We start from the raw sequence: 26,028 nt of genomic DNA, 5'->3' as shown, positions 1-26,028 counted from the left end.
CTTATATTATCTTCTTATGGAAAAACTTTTTGATTTTACGGGTAAATATTGCACAACATGACTTTAAATAGGCAAAAGGTTGTAATCCAGATAAAAATAGAATAAAAATTTGCTATGCGTTTGTACCATTTCTTGCATAAAAACGAGTGCAAAGAAAATAGATTCCTTATCACCACACCTTCATTAATTAGGGATTTTACATGTTGATAGGGATACTTAAGTTAATGAAAATCTACGGATGATTATTCACCAGAATCGAATAAAAATAATGAGAAATGGATACCCATAAAAATGAAACTACTGGCGCAGCGATTTAACTCTGGCATAAAAAGCCGTTTATGGTTTTGGCTTTTTAGTATTGCATTTACATTCAATGCTGTTGCTGCTCCAAGTGATGCAGAGCTGCTTAAAAAAATCAAAGAAATAGAAAGAAAATCAAACACAATAATTGGAATTAGTGCAATTTATATCGAAAAAAATAAAGTCATTGCCCATAATAGTAATCAACGTTTTTTTATGGCAAGTACCATAAAACTACCCATTGCTATGGCATTTTTACATCGGGTTGATGAAAAAAAAGATTCTTTAGATCGGATGATTAAAATGGATTCTAGAAATTCAGTTCCTGGTTCTGGAGGGCTCCATTATTTATTTGAAAAGAAAAAACTAAATATTTCTTTAAAACAAATCCTTATGCATACACTTAAAAACAGTGACAATAGCGCCAGTGATGCATTATTAAAGGCAGTGAACGGCCCTCGTTATGTGGCAAAACGTATGAAGGATCTCGGATTGCAAAATATTTCTATCAATCGTTCCATTATGGAAATGTTTATAGATACCAATCATGTAGATCGTTCTTTTTTGAAAAACAGGCAACCCATATATTCCTGGCAAAAAATTTCAAACAGAGTTCCGCTTCGAGAAAAACAGCACGCTTGGCAACGTTTTCAAAAAGATGTCCGTGATACCACAACCCCCAATGATATGGCCAAATTACTCGTTAAATTATACAAAAAGCAAGCCCTTTCAGAGGCAAGTACTAATCTTCTTATGAAGATTATGGAGCAATGCCGTACCGGCCGCAGCAGAATCAGGGGATTATTGCCCGGCAATGTTAAAGTTGCCCATAAAACTGGCACCTGGTCCATTTATGAACGCGACTATTTAAGATACCCAGGATCAAAAAAATTATATCGCTTTGTCAGTGATGTAGGAATTATTACATTGCCTCAGAACAAAGGACATATAGCACTTGCGGTATATGTTAAATCCAAATCTGCCAGCGATTATTCTCGCAGTCGCGCGATAGCCCTTGCGAGCCGGGCTATTTATGATCATTTTATGAAACCTTAAATTTATCGTTTCAAAAATAATTAGAAAAGCGACCTTAATTCGTATACTCTGTGACAAAAATAACGTAAATGACAAGGAGGTTTTTGATGCGTCGTTGCTTTAATTTGGTAATTAATGGACTCTTGGTTTTTTTGATGAGTTTTAATCTGTATGCGGAGTTACCTTGCAATTTTCAGGATTTATCTGCTGTAGAGAAACAAACTTTATTATGGAATGAGATCACATTAAGCAATGCTGAAGATTCCTTGCCTCCTTTGACGGGTAATAGTTTTAATGAGGTGCTGCAAAAGTTAAAGGGATTATTCAATTTAAAACCTACTTTTGATCATGCCAGTGATGAGCTTCCGGAAGGTCGGGTTAAAATCATCCATGCCAATGGTTCCGTTGGTAAAATTGCTTTTATTCCGGCTGCGGGACATCCTTTTACAGGAATTTATCAATCGGGTGGGGTCGGAATTGCACGTCTTTCTCTGGCAGTACCGCCGGCTGAAGACAATTATATACCAGGTATGGCAATAAAGTTTTTAGTCTCTAGGCATGCCTCTTTAAATCTACATGTTATGAATTTGCTCGAAGGACAGAAAGAAAATTGGAATTATTTCGCCAAAGATTTTTCCAATCAAATTCCCCACCCTGCAAGTTGGACTTTAACAGCTATTGAGAAAATATTTGAGTTCACAAGAGATCCTGCTAATAATCTTCCTCTGTGGCATTTGGCTGCTTGGACAAGCGACGGGCAATACAAAGACATTCCAGTTTATCCTGAGCGTCTTTATTTTAGGCCGACAGATTCTGTCAAAAATCTAATCCCTGAAAACTCACGTGAAGATTTTAGAATTTCTCTGTTACAAATTCCTATGGGCCCAATTTACGAAGTATATGGTGATTACCAAGGAATAGAATATCATATCGGCACGCTCACATTGGAAAGTAACCTGTTGGCATCAAATTATGGCGATAAGAAGTTGTTTTTCCAACATCAACGATAAGTTCGCTCAAAAGAAAACATCAATACACTTTATATTTCTAAAAGCATGTGCGATGGTCGGGCTAAGGCCCGACATAAATTTCTTATTTATATATGCTAAGGGGATAAAATAAGTCTTTAGTAGGGAATAAGCTGTAGGTTTTTTTCTTCTTGTTCCTTACTCGCTATGATCATCTCTCTTGGACTAAAGTGTGTGCCTGATTTTTTTATTTCAGAAGCTGAAGACAAGGTCTGTGTAACAGACGTTCCCAACAAACCTAGTTTTTGAATGCTGCCGTTGAGCTCATGGACTTTGCTTTTTTTAACAGGTTGAATATAAGTTTGCCCTTTTTTTTCTAAATGGAGTTCATCTGAAGTAAGCACTTTATATCTTAAAACATTGCGGAGATAAAATTCGGAAACCTTTTTGTCTATAGAATTTTTTTGATTTTCTAATAGAAACCTAAATGTTTTCTCTATGAGTTGATTTTCATTTTTTTGTGAGTCTTTGCCGCAAGGAGTATCCAGATTATAGATATGGGGCAGCGGGCTATGATATTCATCATGGCCATGAACATAGGTGATTCCATAACCATGATGTCTAGCAGGCCTGGCAGTTTCAGTTTCCTTCATTTCATCCCAACGATTCCAGAAAAAATAAATCAATGGCCAATCCATTTTTTCTTCTTCACTCATATGAGTTCTGTCATGAATTGCATCATTATGGAATAAAGAGTGAATGGTATTATTTTCAATATAATACTGAAATTGATAATTTATTCTTTCAATTGTCGCCGCCAATGCTTCAGGTTTGGCATCATCATAATGAACACCCAGTTTTTTAGCCATCAATTGAATTGCATCAAAACGAATAGGTGCATGACTAAACAAGGTAATACCATTTTCGGTTAAGGAATAATCCATTATTTTCAATGCAGGCTTATAAGATTCATCAACCAATTGGATGAGTTCTTCCTGAGAAATAATTTCATGTTCGAGTAACAACCTCAATCCCCAGAATGAAGGAATTTGATGATCACCGATGTATCCTTGTGGAGAAAAAGAACGGCCGGAGATTAATTCTTCAAAGGCATAAATAAATTCGCTTCCATGGTTTGAGATAAGTATATTCAATGGACAATGATTTTTTGCCAATAAACAAATCATTCTTAAGGTAAAATAATCACAATGTCCTCGATCAGCAATTTCATCACCCAAAAGCCGAATGAATGTTTGATTATCGCAAACTTCTAATTGATCCATGTATTGATTGAACTGCTTAATACACAGTATTAGTTTTTCTTTAGGTTCTTTAATTTTTTGTTTTAATCGTTTCTGCTCTTCTTCTGCCGTTTTTAACTTCTCCAATGTTTGTTGTTGCCATTGCATTAAGTTCTTATATTGTTCTAATTCGGAATTTGTTATTAAGGATAATTGCTTTTCCAGGTTCGTAATACGTTCTTTTGCATTATCAATTTTGATTTGACTGAATTGTAATAGGGTACGGTTCTCCAGATAATCTTGTATCATCTCACCATATTGTCCATAAATGTTTACAAAGTGTTGATAGGCGTCCTCTCTATTTGTTACTTCATTTTTAAATCGAACGATTTGATGACGAATGAGAAAATGGATGAGTTTGATTGGATTACCATGTAAATCGCCCAGGGTGATCGATCCTAAATTATCTTCCAGTTCATTAGGATATTTATAAATATCTATATTTTTATTTACTAGACGATGGGTCATCCTAACACCATAAAGTCGATCTGCAGAAAAAGAAAATAATTCATTTCATAGAAAATATCAAAGATCTTTAGTTCACTCATTGAACGGCTTACCCGAACTATACTTAAAATGATCCGTTTTAAAATCCTGATTTAAATAGAGGAACTAGGAATGAATCCATTGATTAAAGCCTTACCCAAGGTTGAGCTTCATATTCATATAGAAGGTACTCTCGAACCCGATTTAATGTTTTCACTAGCCAAACGAAATAAAATATCTTTACCTTACAAAAATAGGGACGAATTAAAAGCCGCATACCAATTTACGAATTTGCAATCATTCCTAAACCTTTATTATGCTGGAACAAATGTATTGCAAACCGAAGAGGATTTTTATGATTTAACCTGGTCTTACATTGAAAAAATACATCCACAAAACGTCCGCCATACCGAACTTTTCTTTGATCCACAGACGCATACTTCACGGGACATTCCTATTGGTGTGGTGATTCAAGGGATTCATCAGGCCTTAATCCAAGCACAAAAACAATATCATATAAGTTCGAGTTGATTTTATGTTTTTTAAGAGATTTATTCTCTAAGAATGCATTAGATACTTTAGAGAATGCTTTGAAATATCAGGATAAATTTATCGCTGTAGGATTAGATTCTGCTGAACGCAATCATCCTCCGCGAGATTTTGTTTCAGTTTTTGACAGAGCAAGAGCTTGTGGGTTATTCACTGTTGCCCATGCTGGTGAAGAAGGACCACCTTCCTACATTGAAGAAGCTCTTGATCTGTTAAAAGTCTCGCGTGTGGATCACGGTGTGCGTTGTTTAGAAGATAATGGACTTACCGCGCGTTTAATAAGCGAAAAAATGCCACTAACTGTCTGTCCTTTATCTAATGTGAAGCTTTGTGTTTTTAAAACCTTGCAAGACCATCCGCTTAAAAAAATGTTGAATATGGGTTTGCAGGTTACGGTTAATTCAGACGATCCTGCCTATTTTTCGGGCTATATAGAAGAAAACTATGTTGCAGTAGCAGAAACATTGAATCTAACGGATCTGGAGCTAGTGCAATTGGCCCGAAACAGCATCCATGCAAGCTTTTGCTCACCAGAAAGAAAAAAACAGCTAGACACGGAGCTTGATGCCGTGATCCAGAATAAATGCTGTTAAGAGCTTGTTGTTTCCTTCAATTTTTCTATATAGTCATCAAAACATAATTGGACTTGGTTCAAAGAATTTATCCAGGGTACATGGCCTGCTTTGGCAATTATCTTATTGATAACATTTTGTCTTTGAAAACCTTCGTTTTCGATAAATATTTCTGGAGGGCATATATAATCGTTTTCACTGGCAATAGTCATCGTGGGGAAGTCAGGAAACCATTTGCACGAATAATCAGGGTAAAAATGCTCAATGGCCATATGGTAAGCTGCATTATTAAATGCAAATAGAGGAATCATTTTTTCACCTTCCTGCATTTCTTCCGCGGTAAAGCAGTAATATTTATATGTTTTCCAAAACTCTTTGTATGTTTCATTGGAAGGAGATAAATGATATTGGCTTGCGGCAGGAATCAGATCAGGCAGATGATGTTGCAATTGCATGGCACTCACGTGTTCAAAAAAACTGTTTTTAGTCGTGGTATTCATCAATACCAGGCCAGTTAAATAATTCTTTAATTCGGGTAAATTCAGAGCGAACATACCAGCAAAACTATGGGCTACTAATACAGGCTTGGAAAAGTTTTGTAATAAATCAATTAATCCTTCTTGCCAAAACTTAATATTCAGCACTCCTTGAGTATTTGTGCCGTCCTTAGGAAAATCTATCAGGGTAATGGATCCGGGTAAATGTAATTGATGACACAAACTGTGAAGATATTCCGATCCCAAACCCGGTCCTCCCGGTAAGAATAACCAGGAGTATCCGGCGTGATTAGAAAGGTACTTGAATCGATAACCATATTGTGTGTAATTCATGCGCGCTATTTTAGTTTTCAAAAGGTAGCAATCATAGCACTACTTTTTGGGATGATGAAGGCAGCCTGAGTTTCAATAAAAACTCAGGCTGTAAGTAAAAGGGGGGATCTATTGAGAAGGATTGGAAGATACTGCACTGTCAGCGCATGCATCAGCAATCTTATCAATTTCATCATCATATTGTTTATCAGTCATATCGTTTGCTTTTTTCAGAAGCTCTACCAATTTCGGTTTTGCGCATTCGCAATACGAGTTTGTTAATTTTTTGTCATCTTCAGTGGGCTTTGGAAGAACGAGATCCCATTTGTCCTGACAGTAATCAGCAACATCCGTATCTTTTGCTTTATTTAAGCCGACATCATCCTCTATAGAATCCATCGCATCATGAAGTAATGTTCTGGACATACAGAGTTTAGCGGCTTTTGTCATTGCTGCGTCATTACCTAAGGGTTGCTTTGCAGCACAACCACAAAATTTCTCACCAAAATTTTTAAAATCGACCTTATCTTTTGCTTCATCGGCTTTTTTCATCCAGGCATCAGTGCAGCGGGATTGAAAATCTCCAGTTGTTCCAGTACTCGTTGCGTTTGTTTCGTTAGTATCATTGCTTCCATTAGCACCAGAAGAACCATCCGTTGTTCCTGTTGATGTACTGGTTCCATCTGCTGGCTCTGCGCAGACAGAGAAAGAAAGCAGCATTGTAAAAAATAAAATACTGATTCCTTTTACAATAGAAAGATTCATAATAGACCACTCCTTGGTTGAAAATAGTACTGCTTCATCAAAGAGCATAGCTAAAGTTGTGAAGGTAATCTATAAGATTTTAATTTATTATCGATTCAAATACTTCCAGAGAAGTGCGAAACAGGAACATAAAATTTTAAATACATACCGCTTTAACTTGACGTGTTCCTAAATTGGTAACCTGAGCTTTTGTACCGGGATAAGCCATCACAGGAATTTGTTGGAAGTTAGATAAAGTCCATACTGAAAAATCCCCTTGTTTGAATGTTGTTCCGTTAAAAGAACCTTTTCCATTAAGAACATAAATAGAGATTGAATTATTTACAGTCGAAACCAAATGGAGTTCACATAATAAAGAAAGGATTTGTTTGTTGGTATTGGTTAGAATAATGGGTTTATTGGGATCAAAAGTAATCTCAACAGGAGCAAGGCTTGAGGAGTAAACAAAAGGGCTCGCTATAATTACGAAAATCACGACTAATTGATGGATAAATGCATTCATAACATCCTCGGATTCACTCTGGCGATAATGAAATCAAAGAATAAAGCGAAATTTTAGGTAAAGCAATCCAACCCCGAAAATTACCATTTAAAAAAAATGGATAGGAACAGAAGAACTCACAAAGCATCATAATTTATGATGAAGCGGAATAATCTTTGATAAGTCCGGAGCGTGATGCTCAATCAATTCACAATGTTTTGGTGGGCGTCACTTTTCTTTGAAGCGCAGCTACAAAATCTCGCACTGTATGCAATTTCTCATTCGGAAAAAGTTCATCGGCCTTTCCAGCCTTAATAAATGCCCTTAGTTCTTTTCCCAAGTTACCATCGCGTAAAATGGAGATATGCTTTGTTACATCAACAGGCTCTTCCTTTAAAGCATCAAGTACTGCATTAACGGCTTTAAGCTTTTGGCTATAACCTATTTGCAGGCATGTAAAAAAACTATGGAAATATTCTTTAATAGTTCCTGAAGGATGTACAATTTTTTTTCTGTCTTCAAGATAACCTTTAAAGAGTTCATTAATGTCATATTCCCTGATTTTTTTCTGATTATTGGCCATTTTGTAACCTTGGATGATTGCTTTGATACTGGCGCCATGCTGGGTTCGATATTCTTCTACCTTGGCATGATCTCCTGCATAAGCATAGCTTTCAGCTATCTTATCCACATGGATTTGGAACTCGTCGCGGTACTCTTCAACTTTTTTATGGTTTCCTGCCAAAACATATCCTGTAATAATCGCTGTTAAGCTGGCTCCATGCTTTACACGATAATCTTCAACCAATTTGTGGTTTCCAACCCTTGCATAGCTTCGTGCTATCACATCGATACAATTGACTCCGGATCGGGTTTGATATTCTTCAACTTTTTGGAAGTTTTCCGCTAAGGCAAATCCTTGAACGATTGCTACAATCAGTGAATTATTATGGGGAGAGTTCAAAAAACGTCTTTCAAAATGGGCAACTTTTTCATAGTTGCCCGCTAAGGCATAATATTTAGCAAGAGCAAATGGATTGAGTTGGTATTTTTTCTCGTATTTCTGAACTTGTTCATGATTTCCCGCCAGAATATACCCTTTGACAAGCATAAGCGGATTTGCACCATATTTTTTTTGATATTCTTTAACTTTGGCATGATTTCCAGCGAATGCATAACCCTCAGCGATTGCATGGACGCTTGCTCCGTGCTTGGTTCTATAGGTTTCCACCTTAGTATGATCGCCTACCAGGGCATATCCCTGGGCAATTGCATCAATGCATCCTGGAAACTCGGTACGATATTCTTCTACTTTCTTGTGATGGCCATTTAAAACATATCCTTGGACAACCACTGCGCTATCTGTTTGATGTGGAGAGTATTTTCCGCTATCCAATGCTTGAGAAGTAGCTGCCAATGCTTTAGCAATAATACTGGCATTGGCATGATGTCGAGCTTGATACAAATCGACCATCTCGATGTCATTCGCATAGACATAGCCTTCAGCAATGGCATGGACACTTGCATGGAGTATCTCTCTGTAATATTTCACTCGATCATGATTGCCAGTAGACGCATAACCTCTGGCAATGGCGTGTACACTGGCTTTGTATTCAGTTCGATATCTTTCCACTGTTAAAGTGTCATTTGCCCAAGCATAACCTTCAGCAATCGCATCCACACTGGCATGATGATTTTTTTGATAAGATGCTACTTGGCGATGATTTTTTTTATAAGCATAAGCGCGTGCGATACAATCGACGTTTGATCCCAACTGCCGCATCCACTCTACAGCCTGATCATGCCCCTGCACCGCTAACTGGGCTGCTGGGGTGATGAAAGGACAGCCTCTTTTTCTTACATCCAGAGGAAATCCACTGAGCTTTTGTGCAAGCTCATTTAAGCTTTTAGCTTCTAGTGCGGCTTGATAGATGAAATCAAAATCATACATGGTAAAAATTTTCCCTATAAATGTAGGGTAATTGTACATAGTTTTAAATTTTTAGTCATTAGTAATTTTTATGAAATAATGGCGGTAATACAATTGAAATGAGAGATATACCATGTAAAAATCTTGATGCGTCATGAATAATGGACTATCTCAATGTTAAAAAAAATTATAACCGGTACATTTATTTTTTTATTTTCCTGCCTGGCATTTTGCATGCCTGATGCGGAAAAAACATATCTTGCCAATCAATGCCACGAATTGTCCCTAAATATTGAAAAGTTAACACTTGATCAAATTAATTCTTGCTCATCTATCATCCAGGAAGCGGCAAAATTAGTCGAGCATGGCGGACAATTCATCTTAAAAGAATATTGGTTTAATGCCAGAACCAATCTGCATCGTTCCTATCGTTTATTAAAAGATGCCAATCAATTGAATTGTAAAAAAGCTTTGGATCTTTCGATTGCCCAAAAAGGAATTGATGTCATTTTGGACCAAATCTATGGATTGGAATAGATAAATCAAAACCCATGAGGGTTAATAAAAGAAGGAAATTCAGATGAGAGTGATTGTCGTTGGAGGTACCGGGATCATAGGTAGTGCTGTTTGTGAGGAACTGTCGCAACGTCATACTGTAATAAGCGTCGGGCATACCCAGGGTGATTTCCAAGTAGATATAAGAGATACTCGCTCCATTGAGTCACTCTATAAAGCCATAGGCTCATTTGATGCTGTTGTTGCTGTAACAGGAGAGGTATATTTTGAAAAATTTACCTCGTTCACTGAAGAGCAATATACCGTTGGCCTAAACAGTAAGTTAATGGGGCAAGTCAGACTTGTATCGATAGGTCTAAAATACATCAATCAAGACGGCTCATTTACTTTAACGAGCGGGGTTTTGAGCCATGACCCAATTCTCATGGGTACCTCTGCATCCATGGTCAATGGAGCAATAGATTCATTCGTAAAAAGTGCAGCAATTGAGATGCCCCATGGTCTTCGTATCAATGCAGTAAGCCCAACCGTTATCTCTGAAGCAATGAGTCGATACGCTCCTTTCTTCCGCGGATTTGAATCAGTACCGGTGAGTCGTGTTGCCCTGGCTTTCAGCAAAAGTGTGGAAGGTGCCCAAACCGGTATGATTTATTCCGTGGTATGAAGCCTTAAGTGGTGCATCACAGCATTGTATTGACCAGGTGCAAGATTTATTAAGATTAGAGGATGTTTTCATGCGAAAAAGAATAGTTTGTTTTTTACTTTGTACGTTTCTGTTAGCTGAAAAAATAAATGCGGATATTCCCAAAGATTTAATGTTTCATAACGAGCCTATTGATGCACTGTGTTTTTTTAACTTTGAAGGGAAAGATCTTGATTTGCAGCATTGTGGCTTGGCAAAAGAAAAATATCTCGTTAAGGGGCATGACTCCAGTCTCCTCGCAAAAGGTTACATAGGCTTTAATTGGCAAGATCCTCTATTCCCTGATTCAGCACAGGGTTATAGTTATTATAAATTTTTTTCTGCAGGAGAGAATCAGTATTGGCTCTACACTCTAAACAGTGGCGGGGGAACCGGGAATTTCACTGCCATTCACCAAGTTAAAAGAAAAAATGAGAATACGCTAGAGATTAAAACACTGACAGGTGGAGATCGCTGTAATGGAGGTTTACAAGATGTAACCCAGTATCAAGATCAATTGCGCTTTAGCCAAAATCTTACCGCATATGATCTGCTTGCTTTAGCCAGTACCTCTGAACCCACTGTTAAAGCCTATGATGATTTGGCTGCTTGTGCTATATGTTGTGTCGCTGATGCATTTTATGAATTAGACGCCAATGCCCAATTGAAATTGAGATATGTGGACTTAGGCAATATAAAAGATGCGAAAGAGCTTCCTGAACAGGGTGCACTACAACCCTGTTTCAATCAGTTACTCACTTCTTATATTCAGGCTGGGAAAACCAAATTGACGCAAGACATACTGCATGAATTTGCACTTAAGTTTGAGAAAACTTGTAAGGAATCAAAATAAAATAGTGGAGTTGTCGAGAGGTGTAATTATTCTATTATTTTAAATGCCATCCTGCCGATATCGTTATGGAACACGTCTATCCCTTTGAATTGTCATGATTTAAGATGGTATAGAATACCTGTTGGTGAGCTAAGCCCGTATTCTTTCAGTTCAATAAGTCACTTACAGATTTTCCCAGTTTTAGGCTATATCTTATATAAGAGATTGAATTTACCATAAAAGGACTTTGGAAATGAAACAGGCTAACCAACTCACTCAATACCTTAAAGATGGCAGTATTAAAACTTCATTAAATGGTTATGATCTGCTGAATAATTCGCGTTTAAATAAAGGCACTGCGTTTACCAACACGGAACGAGATGCGTTTTCTTTACATGGCCTGTTGCCGCCTCAGGTGAGTACGTTACAAGACCAGCAAAAACGCCGATATGATGGTTTAAAGGAACTACCAACCTCTTTAGAAAAATACAGCTTTTTACGCGAACTCCAAGACAATAATGAAACGCTATTCTACTCATTAATCATTAACAATATTGAAGAAATGCTGCCTATTGTTTACACCCCTGTTGTTGGAGAAGGTTGCCAAAAGTTTAGTGAAGTTTTTCGAAAGCCGCGAGGGTTATTTATCAGTTATCCCAATAGACAACTGATAGATCAAATTTTTGCTCATCCACGTTATGATTTAATTAAATGTATCGTTGTCAGTGATGGTGAGCGGATTCTTGGTTTAGGGGATCAAGGGGCGGGCGGTATGGGAATCCCTATTGGCAAAATGGCCCTCTATACTGCTTTAGCAGGAATCCCTCCCCAATATTGCTTGCCCATACTCTTGGATGTTGGAACAGATAATGAAGAGCGACTGGCCGATCCACTTTATATTGGATGGCGGCATCATCGGATACGAGGGGAAGACTATGATCAGTTTGTTGAGGAATTTGTATCTGCGGTAAAACGCCGTTGGCCTGATGTTCTTTTACAATGGGAGGATTTCGCAGGGGTGAACGCAGCCCGCTTATTGGCACGATATCGAGATCAACTGTGTACTTTTAACGATGACATTCAAGGTACTGCCGCTATGGCGACAGGTACTTTGTTATCTGCAATCAATGTGACAGGCATTCCCTTGAATGAGCAGAAGATTATTTTTCTTGGTTTCGGGGGAACGGGCCAGGGGATTGCCCATTTAATCCGGGGAGCCCTTAAGGATGCGGGGTTAAGCGATGAAGAAGCCGGGGCTCGGATCTATGCCGTTGATCGATACGGATTGCTTGTAGAGGGTGGGCAAGATGTTACTGAGCAATCATCCATTTTTGCACGAAAACGCTCTGAAATCGCTGGATGGCAGGTATCAAATTCTGGTGAAATCGGGTTGCTTGATGTAGTGCGCCATGTCAAACCAACAGCACTCATCGGTGTCTCGACACAGCAGGGTGCATTTACTGAAGAAGTTGTTCGTACGATGGCTCAATACACGGAGCGGCCCATTATTTTCCCTCTTTCTAACCCAACTTCTCATAGTGAAGCCATTCCTCAAGATTTATTGGAATGGACAGAAGGCCGAGCCCTGATAGGAACCGGGAGTCCTTTTGAACCGGTTCAATACAAAGGTAAAGAATTCCATATTGATCAAACCAATAATTCCTATATCTTTCCAGGTTTAGCATTAGGTACTATATCCTCTAAGGCAAAACGGGTTTCCGACGGGATGATCATGGCGGCTGCGCTTGCTCTTGCGTCCTGTTCTCCTGCCCGAGAAGATAAATCAGCAACCCTTCTTCCGCCAATCGCTGACCTAAGAGAAATCAGTTTGGCCGTTGCGAGAGCTGTGGGGAAGAAAGCCATAGCCGAAGGATTGGCTGGAGTGGATGAGGCCGGTTTAGAGGAAGAGCTTGTCCAAAATGTATGGGAACCTATTTATAAACCTTATATGCTGGATGACTCAATTTAATCCTTTAAATGCTGGTTTGGGACGACTGTCCCAAACCAGCACACGCACTTTAATAACCCAGTAACCCTCTTATACGGCGGGTATAATCTCCGAGGGAAGTTTTCATAATATAATTTTTAAGCGGGGTTTCTATTTCAAAATAGGCAATATTGGCTAAGAAACCATAACAACAAGCATCCAGAGAATGGATTTTATTGCCGAAAATGTATTCTTTTTCTCCTAAAATGAAAAGAATGGATTTTAAATCTTCAATACCTGCTTCGTAATTGGCTGTAGCAGAATACCTGCCAATCCCCTGATAGGTATATTTTTCAATATTATACGCTCTTACGCGCTCTAAAGTTGATTCTGATAAGTCGGGAAGTTGATTTAAAAATTCAGTTTTAAATAATGGCCAGAATTGATCATCTTGCCAACGAGAATAGGACATAATCCAGTACAAATGATTATCCAGCATTCTGGTAATTAAAAAATGAATATTTTTTTGTTCTTTGGTCAAATCCTCATCTAAATTCACATATTTTTGCGAGAGGTGTTGGAGGATTAAATTACTATCGGAAATAATGACATTGTTATCATTTAAATAGGGTAATTGTCCCCGAGGCGCATTTTCTGTATTAATTATATGCTCATGCTGGTATTCAATTTTGGCCAATCGAAGAAAAGTATCTACTTTCAAGCCAAAGGGATTATTGTCAGGTAGGCCAAAGAGCTCTGGGTAAGAATATAAAATAATCATTGAAAACCCCCTCAATTTTAAAATTCCATAGAAAGAAACCAGATGACTTAAAATATTCTTTCGATTTGATTATTCCACTCATTTCATATTAGTAGTAAATACAGAATAGGGGAAACTCTTTAAGGTAATTCTTAAATTTCAGATCAAATTATTTTTCTTTAAAAGAAATATAATTAGGAAACATTCTTATCCAAACATTATCGCGAAGCACATTTAAAAACGTAATTTTTTCTAATATTTAACAAATAAACCTATTTTTTTACACATTATTGAGTTCCATTTAATATTTGTTTAATAAAAGATCATTATCATAGAGAGTATTCCTTTTGCCGGAGTAGCAATTAGGTAATTGAGGCAGACATATGACGATTGATCTAAGAAAACCAAGCCAAGATTTAATAATCAAACTAAGTAAGAAAAAACCCCACTTAGTGATCGCACTTGAAAATAAAACCTCAATCGATAGGTCTGCCCTAATAGATTGGTTCGGTACTGCTTCTAAAATCAAGAGTGATGATGAAGAGTTTTTTTTAATCGCTTCGTTGCGTGCTTCTTTATTAAATGATTTGAATCAATCTTTATCGCCAAATCAAACATCAAATGAATCAAAAGAAGGTGGTTTTTCCGCAAAAGCCAAATATCTATTGCTGGCACTTGCAGGAACGATTTATTTTGGTTGTGAAGGATTTGATGGTGTTACAGCCATAATGGGCGTTTTTTCTTCAATTCCTACAATTGCAATATTTGCCGCAGGAACCTTATTTTCAATTCTCTCAATTATTGTCTTCTATAGCTTTGATCTCGTAGAAATTTCTAAAAATTTAGGCGTCAAATCTTCCGATGCGCCCAAACTAATTGATGTATTATTGGATGAGTTTACACAAATTAAAGCCATTCGATTAAAACTAAGCCAACAAAAGAAAGAAAAGTCTAAAAAGGAATTAGAAGATGACCTCCTCCTTGCGCAAATGCTGCTGCAAAGACATAATGATTTACAGCATGATCGAGAGCAATTAAAAAAAGCTTTAAATAACCCGTATTTAAGGGCAGGGAGAATGATTACTGCTGCGATAGCAGGCATTATTTTCTTTAGTGGTGGCTTTTTTGCCGGTCAAACAGTAGCCCTGGCTATTGCGAGCTTATTTGTAGCATCGATTGCTGCAACTGCGTGGCCGATTATTGTTGCCAGTATTGCAGTTGGTTTGGCGGCATTGAGTGTTTACTGGTTTGTTGAACGTCCGGGGATTGAAAATTTGATTAGCCGTTGGAAAGGCTTGGATAAGGATAAAATTGATCAATTGTGTGAAGACAAATATGTGGATCGGGAAACTGCCAAGCTTGAAAATTTAATTGCAGGAATTCAAAAAAATATAAACTTGTTAGACAAGGAGGAAGAAGCACAAGCTCAGATTGAAAGTTTAAAATTAGAAAATGGCTATTTGTTAGGTCAAGTTAAAGAGTTAGTAAGTACTCAAGAACACAGTAAAGAGTTGTTAGCTGATCATGAAAAAGACCAAGGAATTATTAGTCAATTGCAAGAAGAGCTTAGTCAGGCAAAATCAAGAATTGAAATTTTAGAGTCAGAAAAGGTAAGCGACCATTTGAAATTAGAACACGCCTCCAGACAAATTTCTGAATTAAGTGAAGAAATAGAGACGCTCCAGCAAGTACAGGAGTCACCCAAGCACAAAGTGGTTCCCATTCATTTTGATGATGAACCTTCACAATCCGCTCATGTCCGTAATTCGATGTTTCATTCGCTCAGGAGAGTAAAATCCACAGGGAATCTTTTAGAGGCTATACAGGATAAATCGGCTTCTTTTTCTTCCTTTGATCATTAAACTTAAATGCCATAGACTGTTCATTCTATAGCATTTAAGTTTTAAATGATTATATTGTAGCGTTTTGTTGCTTTTCTGGATTTAAGATAAGTTCCTGATTCACCTGTCTTCCCATTTCCTTGGCTGCGGCTAAAAAGCCATACTTTTCCAATCCTTGTTTTACGTTATTGTTTGTTACAGGTTGTTGCCATATCGGAATTGTAATAGGCGTGACTGGTTTTGGGCCAACATACACTGGAGGTTGGGGTATTGGTCTTCTTCCAGGATTAAGCTCCTGTTCTTCTGCCTCAAGTAATTTAACTTGTTCGGCATTAAGTATTTTAAGTTTACTGGAATAAATATAGGGGAGAAGACGGAGCTTGAATACTAAAGAAAATGCCTCAAATTTGTTTTTTAATTCAGTATAACCATGTTGTAATGGTGCAGCATACGTTGCTTGCATTTGGGAGGGGGATAGCATATCTATATTGTTCAGGTCTGAGCGATAATATATTTTATTATCGTGGCCTAAAATAAATAACGGTTGAGGTTGCCGATATTGTTCATCAATATCAGGTAATTGTTCCAATCCGCCGAATTGTACCTGTTCTGGGAGTTTCCCCCCCTGAAATACCCCATTTAAATCAAATAATGAAGTCCTCATCCCCTGTAAGCAAGCTTGTTTATTATAATAATTATTTGAAACATCAAAATCATTATCTCCACCTGCTGCAACAGGAGGCTCTGTTTTATCGGGTGTAGGATCAAATACCCGTCTCGTGTAAACAGTAATCCGGTTGAGCTCATCATGCAAATTATTCACTAAAATACTGCCCCAAACACCAAACCGTTGCGGAAGTAATGCACGTAAATCACCCACAAATGAGACATGGCCAGCAGCAAAATGATCGGTGTAATAATGGAAACAAAAAAATTCCATAGCTAAAGCCAGGGCCTGGTAGCGGTGAGCCAAATTTTGTAGTTGCTCTTGACTTGCCCCCTGTTTGGTTTGCTCAAGTACTCTGAGTAAGGAATTAAAATCCTTGTTGTCGGATTGATAATCGGAGTGGGTGCAAAGTTGGGTTAGATCATAATATAAACGGGCATATTTAAGTGCTATGGAATGGCCAATAGTATAAACACGAACGGACCAGGGAGTAAAATGTGCGATATTCCGATTCAAAATTTCACTGTAATTTTTAACCCGAAGTGCAAACATCACCTGCTGGACATAAAAATTTAGCGTGCTTGAAAATGGGATGTAATTGGCGTCATTTATTTTATAAATGGTATCAATATCTCTTTGAGTGACTTGCTTATTTGCCAAACGCTGGTACGAACTCATTAATTTTTTTACTTCATCTTCGGTAACCGGTTCTTTAATCAAATATTGACCCAGTGTTTCGCAGGTTCCGGTGCTATCGAAAGCTTTTGGATTTGCTTTATATTGACAAAGGCTGGGTAAATCAAAGGAGACTTCACTACCACCAAAAAAATCTCCAGACATCGCGATAATCACACCAGCTGGAACAGTAAGCCCAACAGATTCTGGCAACCCGCTTTCATTAATGGTCTGTAAGTCTAAATGTAAAGTGCCTTCTTTATCAAAAGTGACGTACGGATTGCCTTCGAGAGTATTCCAATCCAGAAAACGTAAGGCATTTCCAAGTTCAGTATGTTCGGTGGTATTCATAAGCAAGCTCCATTTTCTTATTTTTGTTGGCTTTAAAAGAGATAACAAGGATACAGCTGTTATCTTTTTGAAAAAGAAAGGCAAAATAAATATAGAAGTGGCGAGGTAAATTTTCAATAAAGAGGTGTTTCAGGATCTTGAATATTTCCTTTTTTTCTTCAATACCTGGTACAGTTCCTTTTTTTGATACCTCATCCTTTTTAAGTTTGCCATCTTCTTTTAAAAAATTGAAGCGCTTCTCTGCTGATCTGAGCATAAATTAAACATCTATAATTAAATTATAATGAATAGGTGAATAGAATATGGCAGATAAAAAAATTGAATTATTAGGTGAGCATCCCAACACTTTATTTTCCAATTCCAATGAAGTGAGTACCGCTTCGTCTAAGGATCGATTGAAGGATTTTGATGCTACGAAACAAAGCGCCTGGCTTGAATTCAGTAGCACTGTAATACAGGGATTGGGTGAACAAATCCGTTCTTTTCCTCAAGTACCCCCTCAGGTACATAAAGACGTCCATTGCCCACCTGATATGCTCAGCTCTCAAATAGGCTGTGCTTATGCATGGTTGGCTGATAAGCGTCGGGAAATAGCTAAAGCATTAAAACACGGTCCTTTCAGACATCAATTTGGGTTGATTAATAAAGCAGGTTTTATGTCTACTGATAATTTTAATTTAGCAAAAGATTTACCGAGCCAAAAAAATTTAATATATGCGCAGCTTAAAAGCTGCTTACTGGCTCACCCCAATAATGTATCGGTTCGGGTCAATCAGGATCAAACTGAGGGGACCCAATACATAATTCAGATGAAATTGCCCCCCTATGAACGTGAGTTATTGCATCAAAAAAATGCGTCTTCAGAGTTTCCTTTTATTGAAGAAAACGATGTAGTGCTGACAATTACATTTTGTGATTATGGATTAGAGGACAGTAGGACAGCAATTGTCATTGACCATTGCCCGACCCCATTTGATCAAAATTACCGTGAGCGATCCAGTTATTTTAAGGTACAATTTGATTTAATTGAACCTTATTTTCATTCAAGTCTGCATTGGAGCGCTGAACAGGATATTCAAGATTTTTTAAGAGATGCAGGAAAAATTGCCTACAAGCTGGCGCGATTACAACCCGTAGGACGCGGAAATTCAGCCATAGTGGAATGGATGATAAGGGGGCTGGCGAAAGAAAAAGGAATTGAATTAGGACCTTTTAATCAAGAAGATTTGGCATGGGATTTTAAAGCATTTTTGACTCCTGATATGGATACATATGCCCAATGGTTTGCTGAAAAGGCTTTTGTCAGCTACACCCTGGTAGAAAGTACCACGCCAATTCCCACCTCATAATGGTATCAAAAATTGCTTGCACCTATGTCGTAAGCGCTTATTATTTTTATTTCGGGGATAAATTTTTCAAAAATAATAACAGTGAATCACAGAATGTTTCATCATCTTAAACGCATCATTCAGTACCTATTTTAAAGGTAGCATCAATAGCAGAGTGATCGGATGGATTGCCTTGAGATTGAGTGTAAAGGAATGCCGTGTTCAACATTGCATCTTTGAAATAAATAAAATCAATTATCGAATTTCCAAATGTCGGGCCAAGGAATGTTCCATTAAGTTTTACAGCTGCCAATCCATAATTGACAAATGTGGCTTCTAATATTTGTGCCTGATTTAAATTGTCTTGCAAATTATTAAAGTCTCCGGTGACAAATGTTGGGATTCTTGTTTGTGATGAATACTCTTCTATAAATTTGCTTATTTTCAGTACGTCTTCACTATGTGCTTTCACTTGGCCCCCAGTACAGTCTGCGTGACCACCCCAAGCAATACATAGATGAGTCGTACCAATAGCTAAAACTTCCCCACTTTTTAGATTTTTAAATTTTGAAAAAACTGCAAGTCGTTTTCCCCCTCCATCCGAAGTCATAGGGATAGTTTTTTGGCTGTTTTTTACAACAGACCAGCGGGAGCTGTCGTAAAAAATAGAGGCATCTTCTCTGATGCCCGCTAATTTATACTTTGCATTGAGTTTGTAAATACTTTCTGTCAATAAATAATCGTTTTCTTGTGTGGTAATAAAATCAAAATTATGTTCATTAATGTATGCAGACATGCGGATGATTGGGGGAGGGTTTTTACTTTTGTCCATGGTATTCCAGGAATAAAGGTTGGCCTGGAGGACATGCACTATGGTTGCGTGAGCGTGTACCATGAAAACACCGACCAACATGCTTATCATGAATTTTAAAAGCTGCACGGTTCCTCCTGTAGTCTTCTTTGAAAAATGGTGATATCCCAGTCGGCATCAGCGAATTTGTATGAAGTAGCAATTCTAATCAGGAGCATTTCTTGACTGCCAGCTGTTCCAGTGAGATATAAGGTTTTATTATTTAAAATCATAGGTGTAATATTGGGGATAATTTTCTGGATCACTAGGAAAGATTTCCCAATGAATTTGTTCTTCCAAGGTTGGCATAGGCAAGTGGATGGCTTCATTTTGGAAAAAGTTAGCCCTTAGGTGAGCTGCTTTCCTATTATAAATACCCATAAGTTCTTGGATATCTGCATTGTAACTTTCTTCAATTTCTTTTAAAAACTCTAGGGCCTTTGGACGCTCGGCCACATCCATCTTGCATGTAGCAAATGAATTTTGCGCATGGTTATAAAAAGTACGATATTGAGCTCCTAATGCAGCTAAAGCCTTTTGAGCCAAGTGGTTTGTTCTTATATTGTTGATAAAAATGAGTTTCATTTGATCATAAGCGGGAACAATTTCGTCATCCCATTTTTTTTCAAGTTTATCGATCAGATTAATAAAATCCCTGGACATTATGAGTTTCTCTTATGAATCAAAAAGAAAAAAAATGATACATAAAATTTAAAATAAAAACAATATTTCAGAAAATATAATTGATTTTGAAAAGATTGTCTTATTTAATTCAAAAACAAAATGAGTAATTTAAGTTTTTTAGTTATGCAAAAGGCTTGAAGTATTATTGGAAAGGAACTTATTCTAAAAGAGGTTGGATGGAGGGAAATTTCAGATGCAAGAAATAATGAAACCGGCACTTTTTAATGCTCAACTGTTAAGAAGCTTAGGATGTACCTCAAATCAAGGTGCCGAAATTGGTGAATGCCTTGCCATAGCGAACCAAATAGAGCCTGGTAATAAAGAGAGCTGGTATGAACGTTGGACGGACTTTGCACATCGAAATTACACCATGGCTGAAAATTATCGCAGTCGAAAGCTTCATATAGACGCTAAGTTTGCTTTTTTCCGCGCCTGCACCTACTTCAGAACAGCCTTTTTCTTCCTGGAGGATAAACCTTCTGATTCAAGAATTGAATACACTTTGGAATACAGTATTCGTGCTTTTCACCAAGCCTTGGAATATTTTGAAAACCCAGTTGAAAAAGTGGAAATTCCTTTTGAAACAATTAAAATGCCTGGCTATTTTTATTTAAATAATTCCTCTTCAAACAACAATCCTAAACCGCTTTTAATTGATACTGGAGGTGGCGACAGCACCAAGGAGGAATTATATTTTGGAACCGCGGCTGAAGCACTAAAGCGTGGATTTCATTGTTTCACTTTTGAAGGCCCTGGTCAGGGCAGCATGCTGCGTTTCAATAAAATTCCCTTTATTCCAGATTGGGAGCGGGTCATGGAAAAAGTTGTGGATTTTTTTATCAACCGTCCAGAAATAGATCCGCAAAGAATTTATTTAATCGGTCGTAGCTTTGGAGGCTATCTTGCTGCGCGAGCAGTTACAAAAGAAAGACGAATTGCAGGCTGTATTGTTGATCCTGGTATTTTCGATGCGAGCGGTAATTTTGCAGAAAAAATTGACTCGCTTGTGGCTCAATTTCCCGATTTAAAAGATACTTCTGTAGAAGATGCTTTATCCCAGGTTATGAAAAAAGATGAGAACTTACGGTTTATGATTGAAAGCCGCATGTGGCGTTTCGGTGCAACAACAATTAAAGAAATGCTGGATAAAACTCGTGCCTATACACTAAATGGGCTTGCCGAAAAAATCCAGTGTCCGATGTTAGTTTGTGATAATACATTGGAGTACATTACACTAGGACAGGCAAAAAAACTTTATGATCATTTAAAATGTAGAAAAGAATACATTTTGTTTCATGAGGAAGAAGGAACCGGTGGTCATTGCCAACCCTTAGCACCACAATTATTTACTGCAAAAATATACAATTGGTTAAACTCATTATAAATAAACATGTATTAATGAATGCTCAGTAACAGGCCGAATAAAATGGATTTAAAATCGATAACCCTTTTAAATCATAAAGCAGTGTTCGAGACGCTTGATAGTTCATTAGATGGGTTATCTCAATTAGAAGTGAAAAAAGACAAAGCAGATATGGTTTTAACGAGGTTGCTAAAAGTCCATATAGTCTTCTTATAATAAAAGCAATTTCCCATTCAACCAGCCCATTGGTCGCTATATTACTGATTGCAGCTACAGTTTATCACTGATCCTGCACGCGGTGAGCTTGCAGGAAATGTTCATGTCTTTGCGCGGATTTCTCCCTTGCAAAAACAGCGTATTATTAATGCGCTGCGCGCGCGGACATGTAGTGGGATATATCGGCGGTGGAATTAATGATGTACCTTCATTGCATACACGGATGTAGGCATTTCAGTTGCGGGGGCAGTGGAGAAAATGGATTGAGGATAAATAATTTAAAAAATTTATTTAAAAAAATTTCTTCCCTCCCATTATCCAAAAGGATTGGGAAATTTTTTTAAATAAATCATACCAAATTGATAAGAAGCATAATCCGTTATATGGCCGACATCTCGATAAATGGGAATACCATGTATGTCTGCCATGCATTTTTTTTCTTGGCATTGAACTTTTTTAGGGTCAATGATAATGAGTTGGGTATATTTTTCTTTCATCTTATCAAATAATCGGTTAAACCATTCATTGTCATTAAAAGTAAAATCACATTCGTGGGGGTTATAGGGTTTTCTTTTTTTGATATGCCTGAAAAAACAATGATGGAAATTCTCTTGCATAAATGCTGTGGATTTAATTAAAACGGGTTTTGCTCCAGACTTAATAATCATTTTTAGCGCATCGTCCAAGGCTTTTTCAACTCTTTCCCTGGCGAGAAGATAGGAACGAGTATCCCCAGGTTTATTGATTACGCTCGAAGACAGATAAGAACCCCATAATTCGCCAATGATCACATAGTCATAGTGGTTCTTTTCAATCATTTGATAATATTTTTGCGTCAGATCATAACATATCTGGTAAACCTGATTTTTAAAGTGCCACCAGTTGTACAGATAAATATTTGGCAAAGTTAAACAAGAAGAAACAGTTTGCATTAAAATAGAAACATTTGCTGCTTGCCCTAATACATCGGCAAAGCCCCAATATTGATTGGAAAATGAATCCCCAATCATCAATGCATGTTTGCTATCTGCTTTTTTGGAACCGAGGATACATTGTTCATTAATTTCATATTGATGATCGGTAATGCATAGAGCCCGCTGTGGACTATTGTATTGATTTAAATATTGGTAAACAGCCCTGAGTTCCTGGTGAAAACGTTGTGGAAACCCTCTATTTTTTCTGATAATTGAATCGTTAAGATGAAAAAATACAAGGGGGACTATACATAGAAATACCAAAGTATAATGAAATTTTATATGATTGAATTTCCGTAAAGGGTTTTCAATATAGCGCCAGGATACATAAGCTAGAATAAATGTAATTCCCATTGCCCCAACTAAAACGGGTAGCGTTTCATTGATTTCTTCATACCTTAAAATAGAAAAAACACCCCAGTGCCAAATATAAAGTGAATAAGATAGCAATCCTATGAATACCAATGGTTTGCTGGATAAAAATTTGCTAAGAAAGTTTTCCGAAGAAAAACTGCCAATGCAAATAAGAAATCCTGTAGCAGCACAGACTATCAAAGCATAAAGATTAGGATATCCAGGCAAGAGGAATTGAAGATGAGCGAGGTACAAAATACTTATCAATGCCAAACTGCCAATTAGGGCGCTACGGAATGGATTCAATAATAAAAAAGGGCTGGGGAAGAGTGCGATACAGGAGCCGATGAGAAACTCAAAAATTCGACTGGAGAATAAGTAATAAGTATGAGCAGGTAAGATTTTCGCATAATACATGGAATTTAAGAAAGTTATGAAAGTCAGAAACAGGAGCAAGGGTTTGAAATATTTTTTAGCAACAAACCGGTTCAAACAATAAATCAGGCAAGGTAAGAATAAATAGCATTGCCATTCTATTGACAGCGACCAGGTATGGAGTAAAGGAATTTGTTGGGTATTCGGTGCAAAATAGCCACTTGTTGTTTTATCAAAGAATAAATTTGATAAAAATAAAGATGCTTTGCGGGCGCTTTTACTGAAGTACATCAGATCATCGGGTAAAAAATACAATATTGTTATGACAGTAGTTATCAGAAGGAAGCAGATAAAAGCAGGTTGTAAACGCCATAACCTTCGATTAAAAAAATCTATAAAGGAAAAGGAACCTTCATTGAGTGCTTCATGAATGATGCCAGTAATAAGGAATCCAGAGATAACAAAAAAGACATCCACTCCGATAAAACCTGAGGGAAAGAAGGAGAAGCCGCTGTGATAAATTAATACCAGAATTATCGCAATGGCTCGGAGTCCATCAATATCGGGTCGGTATTTCATGAAGGATTAAAAAAATTTAAATCCTATCATCTTGTTTCGTAATTATCTATATTTCATCTTATTGAACCGTGTTCATGCGCTATGAATAAATTGGTTTAATTCATCCGCAATTTTTTTCTTATTGAGGTAGGCTGAATCATAAGTAGAGATGAGCGGTATGCACCCATTGTCCTTGAGATTAATCGCCAGTCTGTAAACACTGGAACCTTTAGTATCTTTGTTTTCTTCGACAATAATTTGATCCACATCATTTAAGGGATAACTCATCTCATCAGTTTGGCCCCAAATGTTTTTTTGCTTTACAGTGACTTTTTCCATGGATTTATCAAAAATGATATTTGCATCTTTTATAGAGAGCAATAACAAACCGACAACAAAGAAAATAGCATCTAAAAATAGAAATAATTTATTTGGAGGGTAGGGGATGGAAAATTCTTTCTCCATGCTCGTTTTGATGTAATTATTGATGGCCTGGGCTGAGTTTTCTTTATCCTCGCGGCCGCTTGAACTGCCCACTGATAAATTAATCGGATTAGAATCTGTATAGAGATATACTGCAAATAGGTCTTTGCCTTTGCTGCTATGACTACTTTCCACTCGAGCTTCTTTTAACTGACCTATATTGGTCGTTCTCTGATAAAAATCAAAAATAGTTCGTTTTAAAATACAATGGTTAGCCAGGTTGGATTTTTTTACTTCGCAATGAATTTCATATTGCATCGTAAGAAGCAAAAAACCAATAGTACACCCTGCTATTAACAACAATCCGAAAAATCGAACCAGTCGTTGTTTTATTTTTAATTGGAATTTCTCGGTACTGATTCTAATAAGTTTCATAATAGGCTTAGCCAGTATTGTTGTTATATAAACTTATTTTAGCAATAAATAAGTTTTTTTTATGTACACAAATCCATTTAATACACTACAATTTAAAATTTCCGTATGGTTTTATCTTTTAAATTGGCAAACAGATCCATGGCCTGTCCCCATATTTCAATTGTGGATGATCCTTCATCTGCGTGAATTTCAAAGTCATCGATATACCGAATGGAATCTTCTAGTTTTTCCCTGCTTAGCTGTTTTCTAATGGCATTCATCATGATAGTCGCTTCTTTCGATGATTTTGCACGAATGACATAGCCCAAACCTTTACCTATAGGTTCTATTTTAGAAATCAGATTCACGTCAAATTGGCAGTGTTCAGCAAGTTCATATCGGAAATTAAATTCATCCTCAGAATGAGCGTCCTGAGTAAAAAATTCATATTTACTAAGAAATTCTGATGAAGGAGGAGTCCATACGAAACTGAGAAGGTACTCGAGAATTTCACCTTTTAAAAAGGAATATCGATACTTTTTCATTAAAATATCGGCGCTCGGAAGACCTTTCTTCAACAAAGTGTAATGTAACTTTTGTTTTACATGATTGAATTCAATTTCCAAATCAAGCTCCTGTCCCTTTTCAATACAACTGGCAAGATGATTATAAAGAGAAGTCAGTACCATAAGTTTACCTGCTTCCATATTTTGTATTGGTAGATCTCCCTTTAATTGGATTAGGCTTGGAAGCTTTTTTTCATCCAGGATATTTCTGTGCACCACACGATTGTATTTTTGATCCAGTGCAAGATTCAATGATGTTTTGTTCTGAATGAACTTTTTGAAAATATAATTGATATGAAAAAAACATTCTGCTAAAAATTCCATTTTTTCCTGTTCATTTTTAAGGATCATTTTAATCCTCCACCATCCTTGGCTTTTTGTGTTCTTGGTAATCCACAAATTTGGCTAATTTTTATACTATTATAGTATATAGCTGCATGAATAGATCATAGAAGCAGGAATGTTTCTTTATGAGA

Annotated in this window: 22 protein-coding genes and 1 pseudogene; 11 read left to right on the top strand and 12 right to left on the bottom strand. The window is 37.1% G+C overall.

All coding sequences use genetic code 11. From position 1 onward, the window contains the following. Window positions 1-291: 291 nt before the first annotated feature. Window positions 292-1,356, top strand: a complete 1,065-nt coding sequence (gene bla / locus BU07_RS0104895) for a class A beta-lactamase (protein ID WP_084157793.1) — start codon at window positions 292-294, stop codon at window positions 1,354-1,356. An 86-nt stretch (window positions 1,357-1,442) separates the two neighbouring features. Next, on the top strand, window positions 1,443-2,345 hold the full coding sequence (locus tag BU07_RS0104890) for a hypothetical protein (protein ID WP_031563979.1): 903 nt from the start codon (window positions 1,443-1,445) through the stop codon (window positions 2,343-2,345). Between the two features lie 116 nt (window positions 2,346-2,461). Here BU07_RS0104890 and wip read toward each other — a convergent pair whose 3' ends face one another. Further along, window positions 2,462-4,072: a Dot/Icm T4SS effector Wip gene (gene wip / locus BU07_RS0104885; protein ID WP_031563978.1), complete on the bottom strand. Its 1,611-nt coding sequence runs from the start codon at window positions 4,070-4,072 to the stop codon at window positions 2,462-2,464. Window positions 4,073-4,222: 150 nt separating this feature from the next. Between wip and BU07_RS17870 the strand changes: the two are divergent. After that, a pseudogene (locus BU07_RS17870) lies at window positions 4,223-5,232 on the top strand (adenosine deaminase). On the opposite strand, the gene BU07_RS0104875 reads toward BU07_RS17870, so the two are convergent. The 4 genes from BU07_RS0104875 to BU07_RS0104860 form a co-directional block, all read right to left on the bottom strand. Then, window positions 5,229-6,041: an alpha/beta hydrolase gene (locus BU07_RS0104875; RefSeq protein ID WP_031563977.1), complete on the bottom strand. Its 813-nt coding sequence runs from the start codon at window positions 6,039-6,041 to the stop codon at window positions 5,229-5,231. The pseudogene BU07_RS17870 and the gene BU07_RS0104875 overlap by 4 nt on opposite strands. Before the next feature lie 108 nt (window positions 6,042-6,149). Then, window positions 6,150-6,785, bottom strand: coding sequence for a hypothetical protein (locus BU07_RS16680; RefSeq protein WP_031563976.1), 636 nt, complete (start codon window positions 6,783-6,785; stop codon window positions 6,150-6,152). Window positions 6,786-6,921: 136 nt separating this feature from the next. Then, the gene (locus tag BU07_RS0104865; protein WP_031563975.1) at window positions 6,922-7,287 is read right to left on the bottom strand and encodes a hypothetical protein; all 366 of its coding nucleotides are present in this window, start codon (window positions 7,285-7,287) and stop codon (window positions 6,922-6,924) included. 187 nt (window positions 7,288-7,474) lie between these two features. Then, on the bottom strand, window positions 7,475-9,217 hold the full coding sequence (locus tag BU07_RS0104860) for a hypothetical protein (protein WP_031563974.1): 1,743 nt from the start codon (window positions 9,215-9,217) through the stop codon (window positions 7,475-7,477). A gap of 153 nt (window positions 9,218-9,370) precedes the next feature. Between BU07_RS0104860 and BU07_RS0104855 the strand changes: the two genes are divergently transcribed. The 4 genes from BU07_RS0104855 (at window position 9,371) to BU07_RS0104840 (ending at window position 13,195) form a co-directional block, all read left to right on the top strand. After that, the gene (locus BU07_RS0104855; protein ID WP_031563973.1) at window positions 9,371-9,733 is read left to right on the top strand and encodes a hypothetical protein; all 363 of its coding nucleotides are present in this window, start codon (window positions 9,371-9,373) and stop codon (window positions 9,731-9,733) included. A 43-nt stretch (window positions 9,734-9,776) separates the two neighbouring features. Continuing rightward, window positions 9,777-10,376: a short chain dehydrogenase gene (locus tag BU07_RS0104850; RefSeq protein ID WP_031563972.1), complete on the top strand. Its 600-nt coding sequence runs from the start codon at window positions 9,777-9,779 to the stop codon at window positions 10,374-10,376. A 70-nt stretch (window positions 10,377-10,446) separates the two neighbouring features. Then, window positions 10,447-11,247 carry a hypothetical protein gene (locus BU07_RS0104845; RefSeq protein WP_031563971.1) on the top strand — a complete coding sequence of 267 codons (801 nt, stop codon included), beginning with the start codon at window positions 10,447-10,449 and terminating at the stop codon, window positions 11,245-11,247. 232 nt (window positions 11,248-11,479) lie between these two features. Further along, complete coding sequence (locus tag BU07_RS0104840) at window positions 11,480-13,195, top strand: NAD-dependent malic enzyme (RefSeq protein ID WP_031563970.1); 1,716 nt, start codon at window positions 11,480-11,482, stop codon at window positions 13,193-13,195. A gap of 49 nt (window positions 13,196-13,244) precedes the next feature. Here BU07_RS0104840 and BU07_RS0104835 read toward each other — a convergent pair whose 3' ends face one another. After that, window positions 13,245-13,934 (bottom strand): glutathione S-transferase family protein, encoded by a 690-nt coding sequence (locus BU07_RS0104835; RefSeq protein WP_031563969.1) that lies wholly within the window; start codon window positions 13,932-13,934, stop codon window positions 13,245-13,247. A 362-nt stretch (window positions 13,935-14,296) separates the two neighbouring features. Between BU07_RS0104835 and BU07_RS0104830 the strand changes: the two genes are divergently transcribed. Further along, window positions 14,297-15,775 (top strand): hypothetical protein, encoded by a 1,479-nt coding sequence (locus BU07_RS0104830; protein ID WP_051635468.1) that lies wholly within the window; start codon window positions 14,297-14,299, stop codon window positions 15,773-15,775. A gap of 49 nt (window positions 15,776-15,824) precedes the next feature. Here BU07_RS0104830 and BU07_RS0104825 read toward each other — a convergent pair whose 3' ends face one another. Continuing rightward, window positions 15,825-17,447 (bottom strand): hypothetical protein, encoded by a 1,623-nt coding sequence (locus BU07_RS0104825; protein ID WP_031563967.1) that lies wholly within the window; start codon window positions 17,445-17,447, stop codon window positions 15,825-15,827. A gap of 302 nt (window positions 17,448-17,749) precedes the next feature. On the opposite strand from BU07_RS0104825, the gene BU07_RS0104815 reads away from it, so the two are divergent. Continuing rightward, complete coding sequence (locus BU07_RS0104815; RefSeq protein ID WP_031563965.1) at window positions 17,750-18,796, top strand: hypothetical protein; 1,047 nt, start codon at window positions 17,750-17,752, stop codon at window positions 18,794-18,796. 115 nt (window positions 18,797-18,911) lie between these two features. Here the strand turns inward: BU07_RS0104815 and BU07_RS0104810 are convergent, their stop codons facing one another. After that, a complete protein-coding gene (locus tag BU07_RS0104810) occupies window positions 18,912-19,715 on the bottom strand; it encodes an endonuclease/exonuclease/phosphatase family protein (RefSeq protein ID WP_242601907.1) in 804 nt (267 codons plus the stop codon). 129 nt (window positions 19,716-19,844) lie between these two features. Beyond that, window positions 19,845-20,288 carry a hypothetical protein gene (locus BU07_RS0104800; protein ID WP_031563963.1) on the bottom strand — a complete coding sequence of 148 codons (444 nt, stop codon included), beginning with the start codon at window positions 20,286-20,288 and terminating at the stop codon, window positions 19,845-19,847. Between the two features lie 214 nt (window positions 20,289-20,502). Between BU07_RS0104800 and BU07_RS0104795 the strand changes: the two genes are divergently transcribed. Together BU07_RS0104795 and BU07_RS17865 are read left to right on the top strand one after the other, a co-directional pair. After that, window positions 20,503-21,693: an alpha/beta hydrolase family protein gene (locus BU07_RS0104795; RefSeq protein WP_031563962.1), complete on the top strand. Its 1,191-nt coding sequence runs from the start codon at window positions 20,503-20,505 to the stop codon at window positions 21,691-21,693. 104 nt (window positions 21,694-21,797) lie between these two features. After that, on the top strand, window positions 21,798-21,959 hold the full coding sequence (locus BU07_RS17865) for a cation-transporting P-type ATPase (RefSeq protein ID WP_084157797.1): 162 nt from the start codon (window positions 21,798-21,800) through the stop codon (window positions 21,957-21,959). A gap of 243 nt (window positions 21,960-22,202) precedes the next feature. On the opposite strand, the gene BU07_RS0104780 is transcribed toward BU07_RS17865, so the two are convergent. The 3 genes from BU07_RS0104780 to BU07_RS0104770 all read right to left on the bottom strand — a co-directional run bounded on the left by BU07_RS0104780 (window position 22,203) and on the right by BU07_RS0104770 (window position 25,903). After that, window positions 22,203-24,170, bottom strand: a complete 1,968-nt coding sequence (locus tag BU07_RS0104780; RefSeq protein ID WP_031563961.1) for an acyltransferase family protein — start codon at window positions 24,168-24,170, stop codon at window positions 22,203-22,205. Window positions 24,171-24,242: 72 nt separating this feature from the next. Then, window positions 24,243-25,007 (bottom strand): hypothetical protein, encoded by a 765-nt coding sequence (locus tag BU07_RS0104775; protein WP_031563960.1) that lies wholly within the window; start codon window positions 25,005-25,007, stop codon window positions 24,243-24,245. A 92-nt stretch (window positions 25,008-25,099) separates the two neighbouring features. Continuing rightward, the gene (locus tag BU07_RS0104770) at window positions 25,100-25,903 is read right to left on the bottom strand and encodes a hypothetical protein (RefSeq protein WP_031563959.1); all 804 of its coding nucleotides are present in this window, start codon (window positions 25,901-25,903) and stop codon (window positions 25,100-25,102) included. Window positions 25,904-26,028 lie beyond the last annotated feature (125 nt).

This window comes from Legionella wadsworthii DSM 21896 = ATCC 33877, from assembly GCF_000701265.1.
Lineage (GTDB): Bacteria > Pseudomonadota > Gammaproteobacteria > Legionellales > Legionellaceae > Legionella > Legionella wadsworthii.
Note: the sequence above shows the minus strand (reverse complement) of the source record. Positions and strands in the feature narration are given on the sequence as shown.

Coding starts and splice junctions, on each gene's coding strand:
- BU07_RS0104780 (WP_031563961.1), bottom strand. CDS start 24,170: ATGAAATACCGACCCGATATTGATGGACTCCGAGCCATTGCGATAATT.
- BU07_RS0104875 (WP_031563977.1), bottom strand. CDS start 6,041: ATGAATTACACACAATATGGTTATCGATTCAAGTACCTTTCTAATCAC.
- bla (WP_084157793.1), top strand. CDS start 292: ATGAAACTACTGGCGCAGCGATTTAACTCTGGCATAAAAAGCCGTTTA.
- BU07_RS0104770 (WP_031563959.1), bottom strand. CDS start 25,903: ATGATCCTTAAAAATGAACAGGAAAAAATGGAATTTTTAGCAGAATGT.
- BU07_RS0104845 (WP_031563971.1), top strand. CDS start 10,447: ATGCGAAAAAGAATAGTTTGTTTTTTACTTTGTACGTTTCTGTTAGCT.
- BU07_RS0104850 (WP_031563972.1), top strand. CDS start 9,777: ATGAGAGTGATTGTCGTTGGAGGTACCGGGATCATAGGTAGTGCTGTT.
- BU07_RS16680 (WP_031563976.1), bottom strand. CDS start 6,785: ATGAATCTTTCTATTGTAAAAGGAATCAGTATTTTATTTTTTACAATG.
- BU07_RS0104855 (WP_031563973.1), top strand. CDS start 9,371: ATGTTAAAAAAAATTATAACCGGTACATTTATTTTTTTATTTTCCTGC.
- BU07_RS0104815 (WP_031563965.1), top strand. CDS start 17,750: ATGGCAGATAAAAAAATTGAATTATTAGGTGAGCATCCCAACACTTTA.
- BU07_RS0104800 (WP_031563963.1), bottom strand. CDS start 20,288: ATGTCCAGGGATTTTATTAATCTGATCGATAAACTTGAAAAAAAATGG.
- BU07_RS0104835 (WP_031563969.1), bottom strand. CDS start 13,934: ATGATTATTTTATATTCTTACCCAGAGCTCTTTGGCCTACCTGACAAT.
- BU07_RS0104840 (WP_031563970.1), top strand. CDS start 11,480: ATGAAACAGGCTAACCAACTCACTCAATACCTTAAAGATGGCAGTATT.
- BU07_RS0104775 (WP_031563960.1), bottom strand. CDS start 25,007: ATGAAACTTATTAGAATCAGTACCGAGAAATTCCAATTAAAAATAAAA.
- BU07_RS0104830 (WP_051635468.1), top strand. CDS start 14,297: ATGACGATTGATCTAAGAAAACCAAGCCAAGATTTAATAATCAAACTA.
- BU07_RS0104860 (WP_031563974.1), bottom strand. CDS start 9,217: ATGTATGATTTTGATTTCATCTATCAAGCCGCACTAGAAGCTAAAAGC.
- wip (WP_031563978.1), bottom strand. CDS start 4,072: ATGACCCATCGTCTAGTAAATAAAAATATAGATATTTATAAATATCCT.
- BU07_RS0104865 (WP_031563975.1), bottom strand. CDS start 7,287: ATGAATGCATTTATCCATCAATTAGTCGTGATTTTCGTAATTATAGCG.
- BU07_RS0104825 (WP_031563967.1), bottom strand. CDS start 17,447: ATGAATACCACCGAACATACTGAACTTGGAAATGCCTTACGTTTTCTG.
- BU07_RS0104890 (WP_031563979.1), top strand. CDS start 1,443: ATGCGTCGTTGCTTTAATTTGGTAATTAATGGACTCTTGGTTTTTTTG.
- BU07_RS0104795 (WP_031563962.1), top strand. CDS start 20,503: ATGCAAGAAATAATGAAACCGGCACTTTTTAATGCTCAACTGTTAAGA.